We start from the raw sequence: 21,231 nt of genomic DNA, 5'->3' as shown, positions 1-21,231 counted from the left end.
CATCCTCTATTTATTGGCTGACTGACTGCTTACTGTGACAACCTTTTTCTGAAAACATTCCAGTTTATAACGAAATAAACACACAACAGCATTAAAAATCCAAATCACGATCCAGTGTTTTTGTATAGATAAGCCTTGCTGGCTGCTCTTCTTCATATAACATTTTTTCGAACATACAGATAGCAGCGTCAGACTCCTCATTCACAAGGAACTCAATTCTGCCGCACCCTCTTGCTCGCAATTTTTTCTCTAAGCGACTAATCAGAGCATTGGCAATACCTCGGCCACGAAACTCTGGATGAACCGCAAGATAGCATGCCGTTCCCCTTATTCCGTCATATCCTCCCATCACAGTGCCAACAACCTCACCTGTCACTTCCGCAACAAGAAAAAGATCTGCACCACACTGGAGTTTTCGTTCAATATCAAGTTCAGGATCATCCCCAAACTCATTTAAATCACAGCGTTCCCACAATGTGATGACTTCTTCAAAATCGCTTTGGCGAAAGATGCGTATTTCCATGTTCATGACCCGTTTTAACTGAGTTTTCTGCCATTATCACCGCTTTTTGCGCACAATCAATATTCAATATGCCTTTTTTAACTCAAAAGGGTATACTTTACTCACTTTTTTTTACCAACCGTTCTATTGGAAAACAATGAATTACCCTGATATTTTTCAAGTAAAAACATTTTTGCTTGAACTACAAGAAACCATTTGCCAAAAAATTACTGAACTGGATGGTAAGGAAACCTTCCTAGAACAAACATGGGAACGCGCAGAAGGTGGCGGAGGCCGCAGCCGTGTGTTAACTCAAGGTGCTATTTTTGAACAGGCAGGCGTTAACTTTTCCCATATTCAAGGAACAAAACTCCCGAGTTCAGCAACCGCTCACCGCCCTGAATTAGCAGGTCGTAGCTATCAAGCTATGGGAGTCTCTTTGGTGATCCACCCTCTGAATCCCTATATTCCAACCACTCATGCAAATGTCCGTTTTTTTATTGCAGAAAAAGAGGGTCAAGATCCCGTTTGGTGGTTTGGTGGTGGTTTCGATTTAACCCCTTACTATGGTTTTGAAGACGATGTGATCCACTGGCACACCATTGCACACGACCTCTGCGCACCTTTTGGTTCAGAAACTTACCGCAAATATAAAGCGTGGTGTGATGACTATTTCTTTTTGAAACATCGCAATGAGCCACGAGGCGTTGGTGGGCTATTTTATGATGACCTAAACCAACCTGATTTCGAGACTTGTTTCGACTTCACACAAGCTGTTGGTCATGGTTTTTTAGATGCCTATGTACCTATCGTAGAAAAACGTCGCCACCATCAGTGGGGAGAAAGAGAGCGTCAATTTCAACTGTATCGACGTGGTCGTTATGTTGAATTCAACCTCGTGTGGGATCGCGGTACACTATTTGGTTTACAAAGTGGAGGACGTACAGAATCCATTTTAATGTCAATGCCTCCTTTAGTCCGTTGGGAATATGACTATCACCCTGAGCCCAATACCCCCGAAGCCAAACTGTATAGTGACTTTTTAGTCTCTAAAAAAGATTGGCTGGCGAAATAAGCGTAAAAATCATTTTTTATAAAGTCGCCAAAGCACTTGGCGGCTTTAGTAACAAAAAATATCAAAAATTATCAAATATAATTAATTATCAACTAGTTACACTCATCCCCTTGTAGCTTATGATTCCATTTCCACCCACAAAATGGAGTCTATTTATGAATCATATTCTTGGTCGTTCCTATCTTCCCCCATACCTTGTTGATCACTTATATAAAGAATCTCAATGCCAAAAGCTTAAATCCACACTACTTCATATCAATGAATTAATGAGCAGAGGCTATTCGACGGAAGATAAAGAACACCTAAAACAGTTATTTACTTGTTCAGCCCGCCCAGGTACAAACTACGAACGCATCATCCGCGATGCACAGGAAAAAGCATTTTTACCTAACCATACCCATTCTAACCTACCTATCTGCTCTCGTTCTGACCTTTCACTGGAGCCTACCTATCCGAGTCCTGATGAACTTCATATGCCCCATGAAGACTATCTTATTGTTATGAAAGAAGGTGATCCTGCAAAACCATACACACCCGTACAGATTGTTTATGATTCTATTGGCTATGTTAGGCAGTTTTATAAAGAGAAGCTCAACATTGATAAGATCTTTGGTTGTGATTCGCAAATCAATGCGGTAGTTCATTTCGACAAAAATTATCCAAACGCATTCTGGAATTCACAAGCTATCTATTTCGGTGATGGTGATAGTATCTATTTTGGCCCGTTTTATAATGATATTGATATTATTGCACACGAATTAACCCATGGGTTTATTACCTTTACGACTGATTTTGATTATATTTTCCAGTCAGGCGCCTTGAATGAATCCGTTGCCGATGTTGTCGGTATTATGGTTAAACAGTATGTAGCAAATGAAACAGCAGCTGAGTCCAATTGGCTGCTCGGTGAAAACCTTTTTATCAATAAAGCCAAAGCTCCTGCTTTACGTTCTATGGCTGCACCGGGAACCGCCTATCGCCTTTCGGAAACAAACAGAGACCCACAAGTCGGTCATATGAGAGATTACAAAAATCTATCTATTTTCCAAGACAATGGTGGTGTGCATATTAATTCAGGTATACCTAATAAAGCATTTTACCTGCTGGCGACAACGTTAGGTGGTTACTCATGGGAGGTAGCGGGACAGATTTGGATCCGCACTATGTTTGATAAGACACTTAGCACGCGAGCAACATTTGACGATTTCGCCAAAGCAACCATTAGAATAGCGACAGAAAAATTTGACCATCATGTCGTTAATCTTACTCGCAAAAGCTGGGAAAATGTCGGTATCTACGTTTAAGTTTGCAAATAAAATGCCCTGTCACTAACAGACAGAGCTTGTCAGCCATAAAATACGGCTGACATTTTAAAACATAAGGTTAGCGTCTTTTCTTTTTACGGCCTGGTTGAGTGAAACGTTTACGAGACGCAGTATCAGCCATTCCTTTAGGCTTGCTGCCTGCATTTGGCTTGCTACCCGTTTTCCCTGCCGTTGATGTTTTCGGTTTAACAGACTTTTTCGGCTTAGCCTCTGATTCTGATTTTTCAATCATCTCAAATAGCTTAATTAGCTCATCATCTGTTAAGTCACGCCATTCACCTAATGGGATCCCAGAAAGATTCACGTTCATAATACGCACGCGTTCTAACTTAGTGACCTCAAAACCAAAATATTCGCACATGCGACGAATCTGACGATTTAACCCTTGAACTAACGTGATCCGAAATACAAAAGGAGCTTCTTTCTTTACTTTACACTTTTTAGTTACCGTGCCTAGGATAGGTACGCCAGCTCCCATACCACGAATAAAATCATCAGTAATAGGCTTGTTAACCGTGACTAAATACTCTTTTTCATGCTCATTACCCGCACGCAAGATCTTATTCACTAAATCGCCATGGTTTGTGAGAAAAATTAGCCCTTGAGAATCTTTATCTAAGCGACCAATAGGGAAAACACGTTTACTGTGATTAACATAATCAACGATATTATCTCTTTCCCCACTTTCCGTCGTACTCACAATACCAACTGGCTTATTCAGCGCAATTAACACTAAGTCTTCTTCATTCCTAGGTTCAATAAGTTGTCCATTTACTTTGACAACGTCACCACTAAAAACTTGATCGCCGATAGCCGCACGTTTGCCATTAATAAAGACATTTCCTTGCTCAATATAACGATCCGCATCACGCCTTGAACAAATTCCACTCTCGCTAATGTACTTATTAAGACGTGTCGAAGATTTAATTTGCATGGTTACCCTCTGTAATCTGCATAGATAGGGAGCCAAACGGTTGAACCTAGCTCACTTTAAATAATAACGGATAGTTATTAAAAAGCCGTAACAGAATAATTTGTTACGGCTTTTTCAGAAGCTTCACGTTGACGTGCGACTTCTTCGCTTAGCGTTTTTTCAAATGTTGCATTAAACGCTTACGTTTACGCAATTGAGTTGCTGTTAGCTGATTTTTCTTATTCGCATAAGGGTTTTCACCTTCTTTGAATTGAATACGAATTGGTGTACCCATCACTTGCAATGAACGGCGAAAATAATTCATCAGGTAACGTTTATAGCTATCAGGCAAATCAGAAACTTGATTACCATGAATAACAACAATTGGCGGATTATGACCACCCGCATGCGCATATTTCATTTTCACACGACGACCACGGATAAGTGGAGGTTGATGCTCCTCTTCCGCCATCTTCATAATACGTGTTAACAATGCAGTACCAACACGGCGTGTCGCAGACTCATAGGCCTCTTCAACGGATTCAAACAGGTTACCTACACCACTACCATGCAGCGCTGAAATAAAGTGAATACGGGCAAAATCCACAAAGCCGAGACGTAGCTCTAACATGTCTTTCACATGTTCACGATCTTCAGGCTTCATTCCATCCCATTTATTAACCGCAATCACTAATGAACGACCAGCATTAAGAATAAAACCAAGTAGTGACAGGTCTTGATCGGAAATACCTTCCCGCGCATCAATGACCAACAACACCACATTCGCATCTTCAATCGCTTGCAGCGTTTTGATTACCGAAAATTTTTCGACCGTCTCGGTGATCTTACCGCGTTTACGGACACCCGCTGTATCAATTAAAACGTATTCACGCCCGTCACGCTCCATTGGAATATAGATACTGTCACGAGTTGTGCCTGGCATATCAAACACCACAACACGCTCTTCTCCAAGGATACGGTTAGTCAATGTTGATTTACCCACATTTGGGCGCCCAACGATCGCTAATTTAATTGGTAACGTTGTTGGATCAAACTCTTCGTCTTCTTCATCAAACTCAGCTTCAGCCTCTTGCGCAGCCCAATACGCCGCGTTTTCTTCTTCCTCGGTTAGCTCGACTTCTTCTTCTATTTCAATGAAAGGTTTTAGCGATTTTTCGATTAGCTGGGTCACGCCGCGACCATGTGACGCTGCAATAGGGTGGATTTCACCTAAGCCAAGTGAATAAAAGTCTCCAATTACACTGTCAGCATCAATACCATCCGTCTTATTGGCGACCAGATATGTTTTTTTCTTACGGCTACGCAGGTGTTTTGCGATACCTTCATCAGCAGGCATTAACCCTGCACGTGCATCGACCATAAATAGAACCACATCAGCTTCTTCAATCGCTTGTAAGGATTGTGCTGCCATGTGGGTTTCGACGCCTTCCTCAGTACCATCGATACCACCCGTGTCAATAATAATGAACTCATGCCCTTCCACTTCGGCACGACCATATTTGCGATCACGAGTCAGACCAGGAAAATCCGCTACCAGTGCATCACGGGTACGGGTTAATCGATTAAATAACGTGGATTTTCCTACGTTTGGACGCCCAACCAGCGCTACGACGGGTATCATTATTTGATGCCTCACTACTCTAATTAACTAAAAGAATCCCGGTTCTTAAACAAAACCCAACCAGAAAACAAAAAACGAAACGGTTCCTACCACTAGGAACCGTTGATTTTAGCGAGAAATTGACAGCTTGTCAGAAAATTAACGAGTTAACAGATAAACTGTTCCGTTTCTTGCCTGAACCATTAGCTTATCACTGGCAACAACTGGGCGGCTATGCAGACCTGAACTGTTAATTTTGTTTTGTGCTACAAAACCACCAGTGCTCATGTCTAACCAATGGAGGTAGCCTTCTTTATCACCAACCACAAGGTAGCCATTGTACATTTCTGGTGCACTTAACCCACGATTAAGCAGATCTTCTTGTGTCCACAGTGTTACGCCATCGCTCTTACGCACAGACAATACACGATCATTTTGGTCGACCAGATAAAGGTTTTCACCTGAAAGCACCATGTTATTGACAGAGCCGAGATCGCGTTTCCATTTTATTTGTCCTGAACGCATATCAAGTGCTGCGAGTGTACCGTTATACGCAATTGCATAGATAGTACCATCATCAATAATTGGCGTCATATCAACATCATCTAAGCGACCAATTTCTGTAGAGCTAGTCACTTGAGAGATACGTTGTTGCCAAATAAGTTGACCTTGGGATAAAAGTACAGCACTAACGCGGCCATTATCACCACCAACAATAGCGGCACCATAGGCAATACTTGGCGCTGATTCACCACGTAAAGACAATGATGGTGTATCCATATTCACTGTCCACTTGATTTCACCACTGTTCTCATCAAGTGCTTGCAACATGCCATTACTAGTATGAACAATAACTAAGCCATCATTGGCTACTGGGCGAGAGAGGGCTTCACCCGCTACTTCGACATCCCATACCACCGAGCCATCTTCTTTATTCAATGCAATGACTGTTCCGCGTTCAGTACCAATATAAATATGGTTACCCGAAACCGTTAACCCACCCGAAAGCAGTGCGGATAAGTTAGCAGAAAGAAAACCTGTGCGCTTAGAAAGGTCTACTGACCAAATTTCTTTACCGCTCTCCAGTTCTAATGCTTTCACTATTCCTTTACGATCGGCAGCATAAACAGCACTACCATCCCATACTGGCGATAGATCAGAATAAAACTGCTCTACACCATTACCGACTGATTTATCCCAAACGATCGTTGGAGTAAATTGGTTTTCAACCTGAGGAAGTGGTGCCATAACGATAGAATCAGTTTCGCTGGAACAACCGGCAAGTAAAGCTGAAGCGACTAAGCCAATCAAAAGTGTTTTCCGCAACTGCATAATAATCGTTTCCTTTCTTCTTATAAATTATACTCATCCAATTTCAAGCCGTATCCTGTTGATATCCATTGATTTCCCCCTATCGCGTATGTCTATCGCTCTAAGGGGGGATTGGCCTACCGATTGGATACGACCCTAATAATTTAGAGTACAGATACGTTGTTCAGTTTAAGGGTAAGAAGTTCTTTAAGCGTCTGTGAGCCTTCACTATCTAGCCCTTGAGTATATGCAGCTTTTGCGCCTGCATTGTCGCCTTTATGAAGTAATGCATCTCCACGAACATCTTGTGCAGCAGCCTGCCATGCCTTTCCTTTGATGTTACCAACAGAAGCTAATGCTGCATCAGCATTCCCTTGTGCAAGCTGCACTCTTGCTAAGCGGAAATTAATTAAATCAAGCATATCATCGGTTTTTGCTTTAGTTAAAGCAGCAGACAATGATTTTTCAGCCAACGCTAAATCGCCTTTATCGACAGCCACTTGAGCCAACTCTAGTCCGATCATCGCGCTGTATACATCTGTTGTATCCGCAGCGAATTTTTGCGCAGCTTCAATACCTTGAGTAGAGCCTGAATGCAGTTCTTCGCTCGCTTTTGCAAACTGTTGAGCGCTTTCTTGCAGCATATTTGTTTTATGTGACTGCCAGTAATTCCATCCCCAAACAGCCCCAACCCCTAAAACAAGCCCGACCACCAATGCCACGCCATTATTAGCAAAAAAGCGTTTAATCGCATCAACTTGTTCATTTTCGTTTGTATAAACTTCCACGTGCCTCTCCTTAACCTAACAGTTCAGCTAAACGCTGTGCCAATTGCTGCTGCGATACTGTTTCTTGCTCACCTGTTCGTAGATCTTTTACCCCGACTTGGTGATTAGCGATTTCCTCTTCGCCTAAAATCAACGCAACTTTAGCGCCCTGTTTATCTGCACGCGCTAATTGCTTTTTAAAGTTACCGCCGCCATGGTTGGTCATCACACGTAAGTTTGGTAGAGCATCACGTACTTGCTCTGCTAATAACAGCGCCGATTTTTGGCTATTTTCACCAAATGAGGCTAAATAAACATCCGTGACAGATTCATCAGCAATAAAGCCAGGATTTAGGCTTTCAACTAATAGAACCATACGTTCCATGCCCATAGCAAAACCGACTGCTGGGGTTGGTTTACCGCCCAATTGACCGACTAAACCATCATAACGTCCACCAGCACATACTGTACCTTGCGAGCCTAGCGCTGTTGTCACCCATTCAAAAACGGTGCGGTTGTAATAATCCAGACCACGTACTAAACGTTGATTAACACGATACTGAATACCCGCTGCATCTAACAATTTGCATAAACCATCAAAATGCTCACGAGATTCATCATCTAAATAATCAAACAACTCAGGAGCATCATTTAATAACGCCTGTACATCTTGATTTTTTGAATCAAGCACACGCAATGGATTCGTGTACATACGGCGTTTGCAATCTTCATCGAGTTTTTCTTTATGCTGCTCAAGGAAGGCCACTAATGCTTCACGATAATTTGCACGAGCGTCTAAAGAGCCGATTGAGTTTAACTCTAACGTCACATGTTCGCTGATACCTAATGCGCGCCACCAGCGTGCTGTCATCATTATCAGTTCAGCATCAATGTCTGGCCCCGCAAGACCGAAAACTTCGGCGCCAAGTTGGTGAAATTGACGATAGCGGCCTTTTTGTGGGCGTTCATGACGAAACATGGGCCCTAGATACCATAAGCGCTGTTCCTGATTGTACAGCAAACCATGCTCAATACCTGCACGGACGCAACCGGCAGTATTTTCAGGGCGTAAAGTGAGACTTACCTCTGCTTTATCTGTGTCGTGACGGTCGATAAAGGTATACATCTCTTTTTCGACAACATCGGTCACTTCACCAATCGCTCTGCTAAATAGCGGGGTGTGCTCTACAATCGGGGTACGGATTTCACTAAAGCTGTAACCCTGCAAAATATTTTTAAGTACTGCTTCAATTTTCTGCCAGACTCGAGTGTCTGCCGGCAGATAGTCATTCATGCCACGAACGGCCTGGATATTTTTTGCCACGTTATGTCTCTATTTTTTCGGAATCGAATAGACTCGATTATAAAAGCGAAATGTCATTGGGTTCAATCGACAAACCACAATATTCCGCTTCAATCGGGAATATTCTGCTCTTTTTGGGTTTGTCCGTTTAATTTTTACATCAAGCTATGCGCTGAACCCCCGTCAAAAAGTCATAAAAACAAAAACTGGCCCTCAATGAGCCAGTTGTTTGACAATTATTTTTCGACTTGGTTTATCTTTATACGGTTATTTTCATCAAGCATTGCTGCTTTTGCGCGAATTTTCGCCTCAAGCTGATCAATAATATTGTCATTATCAAAACGCTCTTTTTGGCGAACGCCATCTTCATAGAAACCACTTTTGGTTTTCGCGCCAGCCACACCTAAAGTAGAAACCTCGGCTTCACCCGGGCCATTCACTACACAACCAATAATAGAGACATCCATCGGCGTGATAATGTCTTCGAGGCGCTGCTCCAAAGCATTTACCGTACCAATCACATCAAATTCTTGGCGTGAACAGGTTGGGCAAGCAATAAAGTTGATGCCACGTGAGCGGATCCGTAACGATTTTAGAATATCAAAACCGACTTTCACTTCCTCAACAGGATCCGCCGCGAGTGAGATACGTAACGTATCGCCGATACCTTCAGCCAACAACATACCAAGACCAATTGCTGATTTCACTGAACCAGAACGAGCCCCACCCGCTTCTGTAATACCGAGGTGAAGTGGTTGATCAATTTTTTGCGCCAATAAACGATAAGAGCCGACGGCAAGAAAGACATCCGACGCTTTAACACTGACCTTGAACTGATCGAAATTCAGCCTGTCCAAGATATCAACATGTCGCATTGCTGATTCAACCAATGCTTCAGGTGTTGGCTCACCGTATTTTTCTTGGATATCTTTTTCCAGTGACCCGCCATTGACCCCTATACGGATAGGAATGTTGTGATGACGAGCACTATCAACGACTTGGCGAATACGCTCTTCACTGCCGATATTACCTGGGTTAATTCGTAGGCAGTCAACACCATATTCAGCCACTTTCATCGCGATACGGTAGTCAAAGTGAATATCCGCAACCAATGGCACATTCACGCGCTGCTTAATTAATTTAAAGGCTTCTGCTGCATCCATCGTAGGAACAGACACGCGGACGATATCAACACCTACACGCTCAAGTGATTGGATTTGCCGCACAGTGGCTTCAACATCCGTCGTGCGCGTATTCGTCATAGATTGGACAGCAATGGGAGCACCATCGCCAATAGGCACGTTACCTACATAAATTCGGGTGGATTTACGTCTTTTTATCGGTGATTCATTATGCATTTTAATTTTACTCTCTGGACATCCATGTGCTCTTAAACACTGTTGTGTAGTTGATAATCATTGCTTCGATGACCACTATACACAAAAACGCAAACTGCAAACTATCACAATTCTAGTTTTAGGATACAGTTTGCGTCTTCTTAATTTGTGACTTTATGCTTCAGGTATTTTTAATTTAGCAGAACGATTCGCTTTAATAAAACGGCTTAAGTCAACCACATTACCATTGAATTTGATATCAACGTTTGCGGGCGCACCAATATTCAAGCGGTAAGGCAATTTACCTTGTAAATCCAAGGTGTCGCCGCTGTTCTTAATACCACTATACAAGACTTTATTATTCGCATCGCGAACTTCCAGCCAACATGAACCTTTAAAGCTCATGGTGAGCGCATCTTGAACGACAGGAGTAGCTACAGGCTCTTCCGTTGATTGAGTGCGATCAACGCTCACGGTTGTATTAGGTGAATTCGGTAACGGAACGGTTTTTACTGGCAAAGATTCAATTGGCTGATTCTCTGTCGCTTGAGCGGCGTTTAAGTCGACAAGGGTACCTTCACCTGTCTCAGATGTATTTGTGGGCGTCTCTGTTGACCCATTGGAAAGCTCAACTGGATTTCCACTTTCATTTTGCTGAGATATAAGCAAATCATTTTGATTTGCCATCGTAACAAATTCATTTTGTTGTTTTTGATGATCTTGCCACCACCAAATACCAACCATAGCAATTAAAACAATGACAATTAGCCAGGTTAGTTTCATTAACCAACCTTCACGCTTCTTACGCTTTTTACCTAAAGAGTAACTCTGCATTGATGAGACTGTTGATGCCGCAATCGGCTCATCATTTTTAAGTAACGCATTCAATTCACTTTCAGGCACATTAACCATACGCGCATATAAGCGCATATAACCGCGTAAAAACGTAGGTTCAACGCCAGCAGGTTTCACATCCTCATCGATTTCCCTTACCGTACTAACTTTAAGACACAGACGCTCCGCGACTGACTCTTGTGTTAATCCCATACGTTCACGCGCTTGAGACAATAATTTTCCTACAGTGATTGGGGTTTGTTCGGTATTGTTATCGATAGTCATTTGCTGGCAACACTGTTTCCGAGTGAATGAAATATAAAGCTATTTTTCCTTAGCTTTACTCGTAATAATCCTAATGTGATAATTATATTAATATCATCACCTACAAAACATTGTAGGTGATGAGGGCCATTTTGCCTATCCATAAATGACCCAAATGATAATTAGACCAAATATTTAGACTTTATCTATAACTTCAGACTGCTTTCACCTTAATAGGTTCCCCAGCCATACGTTTTTTCAAGGTCCGTTTTGTTCGGTCAATCACTTCTCCCGCCAACTGACCACAGGCGGCATCAATATCATCACCACGTGTTTTACGCACAATCGTTGTAAAGCCATATTCCATTAATACTTTTGAAAAACGATCAATACGACTATTCGAACTACGACCATACGGCGCCCCAGGGAACGGGTTCCAAGGTATCAAATTAATTTTACTTGGCGTATCTTTTAAACATTCCGCTAATTGGTGAGCCTGTTCAATACTGTCATTAATGTGGTCAAGCATGACATACTCTACCGTGACACGACCACCATTCGCATTGGATTTGGATAAATAACGTCTTACACTGCTCAGGAATGTTTCTATATTGTATTTTTTATTGATAGGTACAATATCATCACGGATATCATCAGTCGGTGCATGTAATGAAATCGCCAAAGCGACATCAATCATATCCCCTAATTTATCCAGCGCAGGAACAACACCGGAAGTTGACAGTGTGACTCGGCGTTTAGATAAACCAAAACCAAAGTCATCCATCATGATTTCCATCGCGGGAACCACATTATTCAAGTTCAGTAATGGCTCCCCCATTCCCATCATAACCACGTTGGTAATAGGACGACGACCACTGGATTTTAATGAACCAATAATTTTTGCTGCGCGCCAAACCTGCCCGATAATTTCAGAAACCCGTAAGTTACGGTTAAATCCTTGTTGAGCGGTAGAACAAAATTTACATTCCAACGCGCAACCTACCTGTGAGGAGACGCACAAGGTTGCACGATCATCTTCTGGAATATAAACCGTTTCGACTTGCTGGTCACCTACCGTTATCGCCCATTTAATGGTGCCATCTGCTGAGCGTTGTTCTTCAGCAACTTCAGGAGCACGAATTTCAGCGACTTCCTTTAGTTTTGCTCTTAACGCTTTATTAATATCTGTCATTTGATCGAAATCGTCATAACAGTAGTGATAAATCCATTTCATGACTTGATCGGCACGGAATGGTTTTTCACCCATTTGCGCAAAAAATTCACGCATCTGCTTGCGATTCAAATCCAGCAGGTTAATTTTTTGTGTGTTGTTTTCTGGTGTGACAGAAATAGCGGAGGAAGTTGCACATTGTGCACTGGTTGTCATATCGGACATGTTAAGTTGCCTCGTTGTTACACTTTCGGCGAGTGCTACTTTGGTAGCACAACGTTCATAATAAAATCGCCCTGTTAACAATTATATTAACAGGGCGTCGCATTGTACAAACTTTATAAAAATAATGCTAATGCATTACACTAGTTTACCAATTAGCGTGGGCAGATTTCGTCTTCAGTGAAGAAATACGCGATTTCGCGGTTTGCTGATTCAACAGAATCTGAACCGTGAACCGCATTCTCAGTGAAGCTGTCTGCATAGTCAGCACGTAGAGTACCTGCCAGTGCATTATCTGGATTAGTTGCACCCATTAGGTCACGGTGACGTTGAACTGCGTTCTCGCCTTCTAGTACTTGCAGCATAATTGGACCAGAAGTCATGAATTCAACCAGACCTTCAAAGAAAGGGCGGCCTTTGTGCTCTGCGTAGAAACCTTCTGCTTGCTCACGAGTCAAATGCAACATTTTGGCGGCAACGATTGAAAAACCAGCGCTTTCAAAACGATTATAGATTGCACCAATAGCATTTTTCTTCACTGCGTTTGGTTTAATAATAGAAAATGTACGTTGAACCGTCATAAATAACCTCTTAGCGATATCGTGACTTTTACTTTTGTATTCTTAACTTTCATGTTAATCAAAACACAAAGTAGATGTCAGTTGTAGTTTTTTATATTGTTTATCTTCTGATGACGAGCAGCAGAAATTAAGGCGTTGATTATAGGGGCTACGATTACAATTTCCTACAGTCACATCAACATTTTGTTAAACTTTTTATAGCAAAAAACACTATTTTTTTGACTCAGTCACACTTTTTATTTGTTACTTGACTTTAAAATTAACTGACGTGACTTGCCCACCAAGATCTAATACCGAAATTTGATAGTTTCCTGCCTTATCGAAGGTCAGTAAAACGCTACCATTGTGCTCAGTCTCTTGGATCTGTTCACCATTTAAAAACCACCATTGCTGCCCTTGCCCACCTTGTGTCATTAGACGCACATCCAAACTCGTTTTTCCTGGTAGCCGTTGCAGAATTTCCCCATCACGGATGCCCGAAATAAACAAAGGTGGTGTTTCCGTACGCAATGGAGGACAGGACGAGTCGATTGGCGGTAAACGATTTATCCGTTTTTCACTCTGTGGTAACCAAGACTCTAAGGTAATCGGCCACAAATAAACCTCTTTTTCCACTGCATTAGAGCAATCAGGAGCAACCTGCAACCCTTGTTCATTTACCCATATTTTCTGACGTAACCCCAATAATGATTCTTGATCTTTCGCCATTAATGTTGGCGGGATCGTATTATCTAAAATCCAACTTAAACGGCGTTGCCGACAATTACTATCCCCTTCTGGTAATACAGTGCCGCTAGGCCAACAGATCATCGCTTGACTGACCGTTGATGGCTTGGTGTCTTTTGGCATCAATTGATTCGATTGATACAAACGCCCTAACAATAAATTATTCACTTGATTCATAATGGGGATCGCGGTCGCATAACCTAATTGCCCGGCAACAGGAGTACCATCGGGCCGCCCCACCCACACTCCTATTGTGTAGCGTGGATTTACCCCGATAGCCCAAGCATCTCGATAACCATAGCTAGTACCTGTTTTCCACGCTAAATTAACTTGCGCGGTCAAACTACTATCAGGAACAGGGCGCGCTTCACCACCCATAATACGCCGAATAATCCATGCCGCACCCGCTGACATTAATTGGCGATCACGTATTGTGTCTGTTGGACGATAGCGCAATGGCGACACTTTCCCTTGGCGAGCAAAAGCACTATAAGCCGCAACTAGCTCATCCATACGAGCGGCAGTGCCTCCTAAAATTAACGACAAATTAGGTTCGCTAGCTAAAGGAAAACGTAATTCTGTTCCCACATTACGTAATTTCGCCGTAAAACGCTTACTTCCGTAAACGTCAAGCACTTGTACTACGGGTAAATTCAGTGAACGGACTAATGCGTCACTCACACTCACAGGCCCATTAAAACCGCTATCAAAGTTCCCCGGTCGATAATCATCGAAGCGTCGAGGCACATCTTGCAGTAAAGATTCAGCGTGGATCAAGCCATCATCCATCGCTAAAGCATATAAAAAGGGTTTCAATGTTGACCCCGGTGAGCGCCAAGCCGTGATCATATCGACATGACCAAAACGGCCATTATCTTGAAAATCGATTGACCCAATATAAGCTTTCACACTCATATCAGTATGATCTACTACCAATATCCCTAGCGATGTCTGCTTAGGAAGCTGGTTTTTCCAGTTAATTGCCATCTCTTCCAATTGGCGCTGCAACCCTGCATCAATGGTGGTTTCAATGACCGTTTCTTGTGCATCTTTGACAACTCGGCGCGCCAACAAAGGCGCAGAATTCGGATTTTTGCGTGGCGCTAACCAAATCTGTTCTTGTTTAATATCTTCAATTTTATCTGCTGGCCACACCTGATATTCCGCGAGTCTATCGAGCACTTTATCGCGTGCAGCTTGCGCTCTTTCGGGGTAACGGTCTGGCCTTAGTCGACTAGGTGCTTGTGGCAACACCGCAAACAATGCCGCTTCACCCGAGGTTAATTTATCAGGTGCTTTGTTTAAATAGACCCAACTGGCCGCACCGATACCTTCAATCGTACCTCCATAGGGAGCTCGGTTAAGATACATTTCCAGTATTTCATCTTTTGAATAGTGATATTCAAGTTGTGCAGTACGCCATAACTGTTTCAATTTCCCTGTTATGGTGCGGTCATGGGGATCGACTAACCGAGCAACTTGCATTGAGATCGTACTTCCACCAGAGACAATGCGCCCTGAACTGACGTCTTGCCACAATGCTCTCAGTAATGAAAATGGGTTAACACCGGGATGTTGATAAAAATGACGATCTTCGTAGGTCAATAATGCTTCGATAAACTCAGGGGAAACTTGATCCAGTTTTACGGGGTAACGCCATATTCCTTCTTTATCCGCAAAACGCCAAAGTGGTGTACCATCCTGGGCAACGACCGTGCGCGCCATCTCAACTTGTTTTATCGGCAATGGCCAAATCTTATCTGCCAGCAAAAATAAAAGAGGCAAAAAAATCACCAAGCAGAGCAAAACCAACCCAGCGCGTCGTAATCTTTTTTTCATAGATGGATATACCGCAAACAAATAGCCCTTATACCGAAATCATCACGCATCCAGTATAAGGGCTGATTAAAGATTAACGAACGACTTCTAATTGGCCGTTAGCTTTACCTACCGCACGCCATTCAGGAACATACATCGATTCCACTTGTGGAGCCGGGATAGAATATACCCCCGGTGTCACGGCACGCGCCAAATAGACTAATGTTGTCGGTCTATATTGCTCAACCTCAACGGCTGCCACAAAGCGATCATCCCGATATTCCATATGGTTGACTTGTGATTGTTGCATATCATCAATCACTTCCTGCAAGTTTGGCGCAGTTTCACTCAGATTAGCACTACTATTTGCTAAGTTCTGGTTTTCAAGCTCTAAGCCAGCAGGCAATAAATCAACCACTAAAGCATCAGGTACTCTTTGTGAAGCATTAACTTCTAATTTCACCACAACCATTTCACCTGTTCTTAAACGATCGAGTGAAATTGGACGACCTTGCAGATCTAAATAGGTTCGTTTCACATTCAACACATTCGAACTTGGTGTTGGCGTATACAATGGATAACCCACTACGTTCAATTGGCCATACAACGTGTTCGTTCCTGTATTTTCGATGCTATAACCTGTTTTTAGCTGCTCTTTAGTTAAAAACTCATTGATAGGCTTATCTGAGGTCATCGGTGGTTGTTGACCATTAATGACCGCTTTCCATGGGGTTTCTGTATTATTCACATAATAACGTCCCGCCAAGTACAGCGCATTGCTCTCTTGAGTTGAGAAGTACTGTTGAGATACCAAGTTGTTTGAAAGCATTTGCAGTTTTTGATCACGTGCTTTTGTCATCAATTGGTATTCATTCAGTAACGCAACGATCATCGCATCATCACGAATGATTGAGCCATAATCCCCACTGTAGCTGTAACGAGCTCGCTGCTTTTTCAACCCATCAGCAATTACATTATCACCCCGTGTTTTATCGCCCATCAAATTTAAAGCGATACCCAACTGTACTAGTGGCAACCCACTATTGGCTTCCTGACTTCTTGAGTAGAGTTGTCGTAGTGCTCCGAGAGGCGCCTTTTGCTGTGTTGCAAGTACTAAGCCCGCATAGGCTTGGGCTGCAAAACGTGCGGCTGATTGATCATCTACATAGGGGTAATTAATTTGATTACCATCTTGTAAATAGCTCAATAAACGACTATTAGCATTGGTTAATGCCTCTTTCGGCACCGCATAACCACGCTGATTTGCTCGGTTAAGGAAATCCGCAGCATATGCCGTTAACCAGTACTCTTCTCTACCGTTACGATCCCATAACGAGAAACCACCATCAGGACGTTGCATGCTTAATAAATGAGGGATCCCCAATTCAATGGCTTTGCGACGGTCATCATCTGTCTGCGATTTTATACCTAACTTATTCAGCTCTGCTTGTGAAGAGTATAACGATGGATACAAGCCACTGATTGTCTGCTCAAGACAGCCATATGGATAAGCAAATAACTCACGAATATAGCGGGCAATCTGCAATGGTGGACGGCTAGTTAGTAAAACTTGACCTTCGAGCGTATTAGGGGAGAGACCTTGTAAATTCTCGGTTGGTAATGACCATTGCTCACCCGGCTCAATAGCAACAGCATAAGAGACCGTTTCCGCAGGCTGTGCAGGGCGAACCCCGACTTTCCAACTATTGCTATACGCTTTCAATGATTCATCTGGCAAATCAATACCATTGATTGTCATTGAAACCTCACCCTGACCATAACCATAATCCGCGCGAACTGGCAACGTTACCGTTGTACGTTTACCTTTCACTAAGGCTAGCTCTTTCGTGGCAACTCCATCTAATTTCACCATTCCAGAGGCTTTAAAAGTCACTGTCACATTTTGTGTATTGTCCGTCGTGTTAGTGAGATCTAATGCGAAGTAAGATTTATCACCACCAGCCATAAAACGTGGCATCGACATTTGAGTGATAAGCGGCGCCGCTACCACGACTTTACTATCAGCATGACCAAAATCCTTCTCATTCCATGCTTGAGCCATTACGCGCAACTCACCATTAAAATCAGGGATCGGTAAGCTAATTTCACCTTCACCATTTTTATCTAATGTGACAGGTGCCGCCTGTTCCGCAATGATTTGCACTTCTGTAAGTGGCTTCATTCCACCACGATCTAATGAAGTATCTTCACCATCACCACCAAAACGTAAATTTGCTAACTTACCTTGGCCTTCAATGAGGTGACCGTACACATCGTACTGATCGACACTGTAACGTTTACGACCAAAGAAGGCGTCATACGGATCGGGCGTTTTAAAATCAGTAATGTTCAACACGCCAGTATCCACAGCAGATAGCAATACATTGACTTTTTCAGGTAATGGCTTGCCATCTTGTGCCGTCGCTTTCACTTTAACGATAAGGTCTTGGTTTGGACGCATTTGGGTTGGTGCTGAGAGCGCTAATCCAATCTTGCGATTTTCATCCGCTAACGGAAGATGAAGTACCCCAATCGCTCGCTTAACCGTTGCCTCTTTCGAGTCATCTCCTGGACGAACAACGACCGCAGTAATGTATAGGTCATGACGAGCCCACTCTTTATTCACTGGTACCTCAATTTCCATTCCTTTTTCAGGAACATCAATTTCTTGCCACCACAGTGGACCATTACTTGATTCAAGTAAAATATAACCTTTACCCGCTTTTGGTGATTCCACACGAACTTTTGCTTTTTCACCCGGTAAATAAGCCGGTTTATTTAAACTCAGCTTAACTTGATCAGGGCGCACAGCCCCATTACCGCCCGTATTGTCTTGCCATGAATAACCGGCCCAAAACGGTAGACTGGTGACTAATTGGTTATTTTCATTGATAACCTCAAGACGGAAGGCACCCCAATCAACAGGAAATGAGACTTTTGTTGTCTGACCTTGACTAATCTTGATGTTTTCATTGGCCATCACTAAATCTTTTTGATCATAGTTTGATGTCCAACCACCACTTTCAGACCAATTCCAATAATAATCACGACGCTCATAAATTAGGCGTACAGTTAAATTGTTGGCCTCTAATTTATTTCCGGCAGCATCAGCAAAGACAAGCTCAAACTCCGCTAAAGAATTTTCATCAACATTATAGCGTTGGGCATAGCGGTCAGTTCGATAATCATAAATTTCCTTTTTATTGAATAATGGGCGAATACCCACCATCTCCCTTGCTGGCCATACGGCTTGCTCAGCACGACGGGTCACCGGACGCCCGCCCGCCTCCAATAGACTAACTTGCGCAATAACTTTTATTGGGGAGCGTAAAGATTCCCAATTACTTTGTGGCACACTAATGGCGGTTTCACCCGTATCATCTAGCGTTAAATCGAATTCATCAAGCTTACGTTGCAACCCTTCTTCGCTCGCAAAACCAAATTCAAATCCAGGTAATTTAGCTACGGCTTCACGATCAGGACGAATAAATATTTGCCCTTGAAGTTCATTACCCGCGGCGGGTGCACCATATAAATAGCGGCCTTGAATATCAAACTCAACAGGCTGATTATTCAAAATAGGTTTATCTTTTGTAGTGACATCTAATGCCATGCGTTCAGGCATAAAGTCTTCAACATTGAATTTATAGTAACGTAGTGGTGACCCGTCACCTAAATCAAAGCGTAATGACCAGCCCCCCGTTTCCGCTGATTGAGGAATTTCATACTGGTATTGATACAAACCATCATGGTCTTTCTCAGGTTGCCACACAAAACTTCTAACAACCTGTCCATCCGTTTTTAAAACATCCACTTTAACAGGTTGCGCTTTAAGTGGATTTCCATCACCGTCGCGTAATAACCCATTAACCAATAACAGTTCACCTGGGCGATATAAGTCACGTGGCCCAAACACAAAAAATTGTTTTGCGTATCCAGTAGGGCCTGAAATATCAAATTCAGAGAGGTCTAAAGCAGGTTGAGTAAGGTCAATCATGCTCGTTTGCCCATCAAGGGTCGCTAGCAATAATTTTCCACCCGCTAATTTATCTAATTTGGCATGCCCCTCGCTATCAGTAGTCGCTTGGTTAACCAATTGACCTTTTTCATCAAGGATACGCAGCTCAACGCCTTTAAGGGCTGAACCTTTTGCGAGTGATTGCGTAAAAACATCAACCTGATCTTGATAGCTATGCAGTGAGACCCCTATGTCACTCAGGGTGAATACTGTTGCAGGGAACTGATAACTGTAGCTACCCGCTTTTTGCATGATAGCTAGGTAGACGCCGTCTTGCTGTAGCTCTTTAATGTCTTTTAAAGGTAGTAAAACGGTTTGGCGAGTGTTTTTATCAGGATTGAGGTCAAAGCGCCCTGTATAAGCAAGTTCGGTTTTATTGAGAAACTCTTCTGAATACCAATATTCATAGTTACTACGGTATTGCCACATTGACAGAAATTGTGGTAATTGCTTTTCGTCAATACGGAAAAAATTCACATCGACTTTATCTACATTCAGCGCAATAACGGGCAATCCTTGTGCTACTTTGCTCGGTAATAAGGAGCCTTTGCTTGCAAAACCAACAGTTGGGATAATCTGTGCTGTTTGCAGTTTTTTCTCAAATGGTTGCTCTATCGTACGCCCATTTATCGCCTTAATCCCTGTATTTACTGTGAGATTTAACTCTCTTGATGGCGGTAAGTGACGAAAACGTAACTCCATTTTATTATCGGATAGTTCCCAAGCACCATCCAATTTTCCTGATTTCACATCAACTAAGTTTAAATATTGACTAAAATCTTGCTCCTCATATAGCGGCACAGAGAAGGTGACAACCATTGCGCTTGCCCCATCTAGTTGCAACTCAGAGGCATCAAGAATAGTTAACTCTTTACCCGCATAGCGCTTCATCATTTCAGCTGCTGATAATTTCGGCGTAGCTCCCTTTGCCGCCGCTAACGGTGCCGTTTGAATCACTTTTTCTGTCGTTGCACTTTTTTCGGCTACGACGCTGTTTTCTTTACTATTTGTGTTGTCTGAATTATCACAACCTGTTAGTGCAATAACTGAGGCTAATGCTGCTACAATATAACGTTTTTTTGTTTTTAGACCCGCCAATGAAGCCCAACGAATATGTTGATTCATGACCGATTCTTCCTTTTATAGTTAATATATGGTGCTTTTACTTCCATCTATAAGTTGGAAGCTACAGAAATCTTGGCTGGATGTTAAAATAAGCAAAGACTGAGATAGTGCGTAAATCGGTTACACAATTTAACAGATTGTGCGATTAGTACCTATAAGACAAAGCGGAAAAAACCCTAACTATTTTAGGCATCAGTACAGATAAAACAGATATTAACGCACATAAGATAATCCATTAATGTATCTGTAGGCGGTGTTGTGATGATTTTGTAAGATACAAAGAAAAAATAGAGCCCTTCACATCAACAAAGCAGAGCG

At 42.6% G+C, this 21,231-nt stretch carries 14 protein-coding genes; 2 read left to right on the top strand and 12 right to left on the bottom strand.

What is annotated here, in order from left to right; all coding sequences use genetic code 11:
- Positions 1-91: 91 nt before the first annotated feature.
- A complete protein-coding gene (locus PR709_RS00070) occupies positions 92-523 on the bottom strand; it encodes a GNAT family acetyltransferase (protein WP_014656314.1) in 432 nt (143 codons plus the stop codon).
- Positions 524-659: 136 nt separating this feature from the next.
- Between PR709_RS00070 and hemF the strand changes: the two genes are divergently transcribed.
- Both hemF and PR709_RS00060 read left to right on the top strand, forming a co-directional pair.
- Positions 660-1,577: an oxygen-dependent coproporphyrinogen oxidase gene (gene hemF, locus PR709_RS00065; protein ID WP_004921339.1), complete on the top strand. Its 918-nt coding sequence runs from the start codon at positions 660-662 to the stop codon at positions 1,575-1,577.
- 155 nt (positions 1,578-1,732) lie between these two features.
- Entirely contained in the window at positions 1,733-2,881 is a 1,149-nt protein-coding gene (locus PR709_RS00060) for a M4 family metallopeptidase (RefSeq protein WP_272570678.1), read from the top strand.
- Positions 2,882-2,960: 79 nt separating this feature from the next.
- Here PR709_RS00060 and rluF read toward each other — a convergent pair whose 3' ends face one another.
- The 11 genes from rluF to PR709_RS00005 all read right to left on the bottom strand — a co-directional run bounded on the left by rluF (position 2,961) and on the right by PR709_RS00005 (position 20,913).
- Positions 2,961-3,836: a 23S rRNA pseudouridine(2604) synthase RluF gene (rluF, locus tag PR709_RS00055; protein ID WP_072502412.1), complete on the bottom strand. Its 876-nt coding sequence runs from the start codon at positions 3,834-3,836 to the stop codon at positions 2,961-2,963.
- A gap of 148 nt (positions 3,837-3,984) precedes the next feature.
- Entirely contained in the window at positions 3,985-5,457 is a 1,473-nt protein-coding gene (gene der, locus PR709_RS00050; protein ID WP_004921345.1) for a ribosome biogenesis GTPase Der, read from the bottom strand.
- A gap of 138 nt (positions 5,458-5,595) precedes the next feature.
- Positions 5,596-6,768 (bottom strand): outer membrane protein assembly factor BamB, encoded by a 1,173-nt coding sequence (bamB, locus tag PR709_RS00045; protein ID WP_004921347.1) that lies wholly within the window; start codon positions 6,766-6,768, stop codon positions 5,596-5,598.
- 143 nt (positions 6,769-6,911) lie between these two features.
- A complete protein-coding gene (locus PR709_RS00040; RefSeq protein ID WP_004921349.1) occupies positions 6,912-7,535 on the bottom strand; it encodes a YfgM family protein in 624 nt (207 codons plus the stop codon).
- Between the two features lie 10 nt (positions 7,536-7,545).
- Entirely contained in the window at positions 7,546-8,838 is a 1,293-nt protein-coding gene (gene hisS / locus PR709_RS00035) for a histidine--tRNA ligase (RefSeq protein ID WP_014656316.1), read from the bottom strand.
- Between the two features lie 215 nt (positions 8,839-9,053).
- Positions 9,054-10,175 (bottom strand): flavodoxin-dependent (E)-4-hydroxy-3-methylbut-2-enyl-diphosphate synthase, encoded by a 1,122-nt coding sequence (gene ispG, locus PR709_RS00030; RefSeq protein ID WP_004921354.1) that lies wholly within the window; start codon positions 10,173-10,175, stop codon positions 9,054-9,056.
- Between the two features lie 153 nt (positions 10,176-10,328).
- Entirely contained in the window at positions 10,329-11,273 is a 945-nt protein-coding gene (gene rodZ / locus PR709_RS00025) for a cytoskeleton protein RodZ (protein ID WP_004921357.1), read from the bottom strand.
- Between the two features lie 193 nt (positions 11,274-11,466).
- Positions 11,467-12,648 (bottom strand): bifunctional tRNA (adenosine(37)-C2)-methyltransferase TrmG/ribosomal RNA large subunit methyltransferase RlmN, encoded by a 1,182-nt coding sequence (locus tag PR709_RS00020; RefSeq protein WP_004921358.1) that lies wholly within the window; start codon positions 12,646-12,648, stop codon positions 11,467-11,469.
- Between the two features lie 152 nt (positions 12,649-12,800).
- Entirely contained in the window at positions 12,801-13,226 is a 426-nt protein-coding gene (ndk, locus tag PR709_RS00015; protein ID WP_004921360.1) for a nucleoside-diphosphate kinase, read from the bottom strand.
- Between the two features lie 243 nt (positions 13,227-13,469).
- Positions 13,470-15,791, bottom strand: a complete 2,322-nt coding sequence (gene pbpC, locus PR709_RS00010; RefSeq protein WP_088499176.1) for a peptidoglycan glycosyltransferase PbpC — start codon at positions 15,789-15,791, stop codon at positions 13,470-13,472.
- Positions 15,792-15,864: 73 nt separating this feature from the next.
- Complete coding sequence (locus tag PR709_RS00005; RefSeq protein ID WP_141173340.1) at positions 15,865-20,913, bottom strand: alpha-2-macroglobulin family protein; 5,049 nt, start codon at positions 20,911-20,913, stop codon at positions 15,865-15,867.
- Positions 20,914-21,231 lie beyond the last annotated feature (318 nt).

The sequence above is a fragment of the Providencia sp. PROV267 genome (assembly GCF_028477825.1).
Classification (GTDB): domain Bacteria; phylum Pseudomonadota; class Gammaproteobacteria; order Enterobacterales; family Enterobacteriaceae; genus Providencia; species Providencia stuartii.
Note: the sequence above shows the minus strand (reverse complement) of the source record. Positions and strands in the feature narration are given on the sequence as shown.

Excerpts from the sequence above, each read along its gene's own strand:
- PR709_RS00070 (WP_014656314.1), bottom strand. The coding sequence starts at position 523 with ATGGAAATACGCATCTTTCGCCAAAGCGATTTTGAAGAAGTCATCACA.
- hemF (WP_004921339.1), top strand. The coding sequence starts at position 660 with ATGAATTACCCTGATATTTTTCAAGTAAAAACATTTTTGCTTGAACTA.
- PR709_RS00060 (WP_272570678.1), top strand. The coding sequence starts at position 1,733 with ATGAATCATATTCTTGGTCGTTCCTATCTTCCCCCATACCTTGTTGAT.
- rluF (WP_072502412.1), bottom strand. The coding sequence starts at position 3,836 with ATGCAAATTAAATCTTCGACACGTCTTAATAAGTACATTAGCGAGAGT.
- der (WP_004921345.1), bottom strand. The coding sequence starts at position 5,457 with ATGATACCCGTCGTAGCGCTGGTTGGGCGTCCAAACGTAGGAAAATCC.
- bamB (WP_004921347.1), bottom strand. The coding sequence starts at position 6,768 with ATGCAGTTGCGGAAAACACTTTTGATTGGCTTAGTCGCTTCAGCTTTA.
- ispG (WP_004921354.1), bottom strand. The coding sequence starts at position 10,175 with ATGCATAATGAATCACCGATAAAAAGACGTAAATCCACCCGAATTTAT.
- rodZ (WP_004921357.1), bottom strand. The coding sequence starts at position 11,273 with ATGACTATCGATAACAATACCGAACAAACCCCAATCACTGTAGGAAAA.
- PR709_RS00020 (WP_004921358.1), bottom strand. The coding sequence starts at position 12,648 with ATGTCCGATATGACAACCAGTGCACAATGTGCAACTTCCTCCGCTATT.
- ndk (WP_004921360.1), bottom strand. The coding sequence starts at position 13,226 with ATGACGGTTCAACGTACATTTTCTATTATTAAACCAAACGCAGTGAAG.
- pbpC (WP_088499176.1), bottom strand. The coding sequence starts at position 15,791 with ATGAAAAAAAGATTACGACGCGCTGGGTTGGTTTTGCTCTGCTTGGTG.
- PR709_RS00005 (WP_141173340.1), bottom strand. The coding sequence starts at position 20,913 with ATGAATCAACATATTCGTTGGGCTTCATTGGCGGGTCTAAAAACAAAA.